4 protein-coding genes are annotated in these 2,399 nt (G+C 46.6%); 1 reads left to right on the forward strand and 3 read right to left on the reverse strand.

The annotated features are described in order from the left end of the window. A partial coding sequence (locus KJ869_11370; GenBank protein MBU1577785.1) for an LAGLIDADG family homing endonuclease occupies positions 1-354 on the forward strand: 354 nt, incomplete at its 5' end. A 390-nt stretch (positions 355-744) separates the two neighbouring features. Here the strand turns inward: KJ869_11370 and KJ869_11375 are convergent. From KJ869_11375 to KJ869_11385, 3 genes are all read right to left on the reverse strand, one after another. After that, positions 745-1,101: a DUF333 domain-containing protein gene (locus KJ869_11375; protein MBU1577786.1), complete on the reverse strand. Its 357-nt coding sequence runs from the start codon at positions 1,099-1,101 to the stop codon at positions 745-747. 208 nt (positions 1,102-1,309) lie between these two features. Beyond that, on the reverse strand, positions 1,310-2,098 hold the full coding sequence (locus tag KJ869_11380) for a M23 family metallopeptidase (GenBank protein ID MBU1577787.1): 789 nt from the start codon (positions 2,096-2,098) through the stop codon (positions 1,310-1,312). 95 nt (positions 2,099-2,193) lie between these two features. Beyond that, the coding region (locus tag KJ869_11385) for a hypothetical protein (protein ID MBU1577788.1) at positions 2,194-2,399 on the reverse strand (206 nt) is incomplete at its 5' end.

Genomic DNA, 2,399 nt, shown 5'->3' on the forward strand with positions numbered 1-2,399 from the left:
ATGAGAGAAGACGACACCCAGCTTCTACGGATGGTGCAAGATGGTATTGGTTGTGGCACAATCACCAAATCCCAGGGGGCAGTTCGTTATTCAGTACAGGGTACGAAAGAACTGATTAATGTGATAATACCTTTCTTTAATAAATATCCGCTACATGGGAAAAAGGCGACTGACTTCAAGCTATGGTGTGAAGCGGTTACAATTATCGACGGTCGCAGATTGCAAGGAATGAATATCGGTAAAGGTATAAAAGGATTTGCCAAGAAGGTGTGGAGTACAGGCGAACTAGACCGGTTGCAAGAACTACATCAAAAAATGGTTGATCACAAAACAAATAGGGTAATAATGGTTTAGCGTAAGACTGTTAGATTATAACAGCTTACACCTAAATGACGTCGCGCAAGGTACATTGTGCGACGTTTTCCATATCCCTGGATAGCCCTCCATTAGTCTATTTGGGAGAGTATGCGTATTCCCTACCGGTATTTATATACCTTAAATTTTGGCACACGAAATTTTTGTGTCGGTTTTTTTAAATGCCCTTGATCGTTAGTTTGTCCCAGTAGTGCCCTATCTATAGGTGTAGAACGCTAAAAACTAGCTTCCAGAGCATAAAAAGAGGGCTCACAACTCTGAACGGGTAGCCTTCTGGGGAAAGCCGGGAGACAAAGGTGTGAGCCCGAGTTACAGTCTTCCTGTGCAGGTTATCGGCGCGCTACAGGAAGCATTAGCCCTATTATAGTACTAGAATGGCAGACTCTCTAGAGGATTAGCCAGTAATTCGTCTCTACTAGCGTCTGTCTCTTCACCAACCGTCTGTTGTGGAGAGGATTTAACTTTGTCCTGGCAGGCCTCTCCGCGGAAGAAGGCCCATTCTTCACAGGCGATGCCATCAGGGAATACGCAAAAACCCTGAGTGCCCATTTCATCCTCACTCATGTTCAGCGTGCCTCCTTGGTCGAGGCAGTAAACTGATGCAGGGTTGGCCAACTGACCGCTATTATCTACCGCGTCTCCCCCGCTTTGTCGGTCCGTATTCCATAGCCAATAACCAGTGCCGACAATAACGATAATAAATACTATCCAAAATATTGATCTCATAATTCCGAGATTAATTAGTATGCTCCCCTATTATACATAAAAGAAAGGGGGCTCCCCGGAGGGAGCCCTTGTTGGTTCTGGAGTATGCTACTCCTCTGGGAAGAGGGTTATCTATCCTGCAGAGCCATCACAGACTCCAGAATCGACTACAACATGATACCGGCGCTGGGACAGGGTGTCAATTCACTATTCTGAAGGTTGCCCCGGATTACCAGCGGAAACTCTCCGCCAAATTATTCCATAATAGGGGTCCATCAATGTACCGATTGGTTGGTACATCCGGCATAGTAGCAGTTTGTAGCTCTGGGAGTAAGAATTTCATAGGATTAATCCCCCACCGTTGGCCATTCGCGTATTTGTCTATTTCAAAATGGAGATGAGGATTTGGCGTACCAGATGAACCAGTGTAGCCAATCAACTGTCCTTGGGAGACCCTCTCCCCTACTTTGGTAACAAATGAATCCAAGTGGCTGTAGGTAATTTGAAAATTGCCAGTTTGAATAATAATGGTATATCCAGCTCGCTCACCCGCGAAGATGACCTCTCCCTCGCTAGCTGATACAACTGACAGACCAACAGGCGCGGCGAAGTCGATGCCGTTGTGCCGTCCGCCCCAGTTCGTGTATTTCACATTCCAGTCGTATTTCACTGCCTCGATCAGGCCAAAGATTCCATAAACAAACCAAGTATCACCCGGCTGATAAACAAACTTGCCGTTCTCAACCCCGTAGACATGGTACTGGCCACCATTAATGTCCCGCCAAACATAAGTATTGGCTTCACCGACATAATCAGTATGAATAGACGGACCAGTAAGCGGCAGAATGATATCCAGCTTATCGCTCGATGCGGGGACTGAATTGGCGGGCAGGTTTATCTCCTGAGATATCTCAGTAGTAACTAAACTATCCCCGCCGGTTGAAGCCGGGGCTTGGCTGTTAGCCGGTATTGCCAGGACGACGAGGGCCAAAATCGCAGTTAAAACCACTCTTATCATAAGAGGGTAATCTACCATAAAAACCTACTTCCAGTCAAGAAAAAACCGCTCCCTGGAGGATTATAACCTCCAAGAAGCGGTAAAAAGTCAGGTACTCAACCACCGAGGGAAAGGCAACTCATTGCTGCGCTGAGAGGTATACCAACAAGGCCACCGGCTAGTGTTATGCCTATTAATATACTTGTTAATGTTGAGTAAGGAACGATAACTGCTGAACCCGGAAAGTGTACAAGGACAATTGCTCCTCCCAACAGAAGAAGCATACACAGGGATAAACCCGCTATCATGCCCCCTCCGAGGG

The sequence above is a fragment of the Candidatus Edwardsbacteria bacterium genome (assembly GCA_018821925.1).
Classification (GTDB): domain Bacteria; phylum Edwardsbacteria; class AC1; order AC1; family EtOH8; genus UBA2226.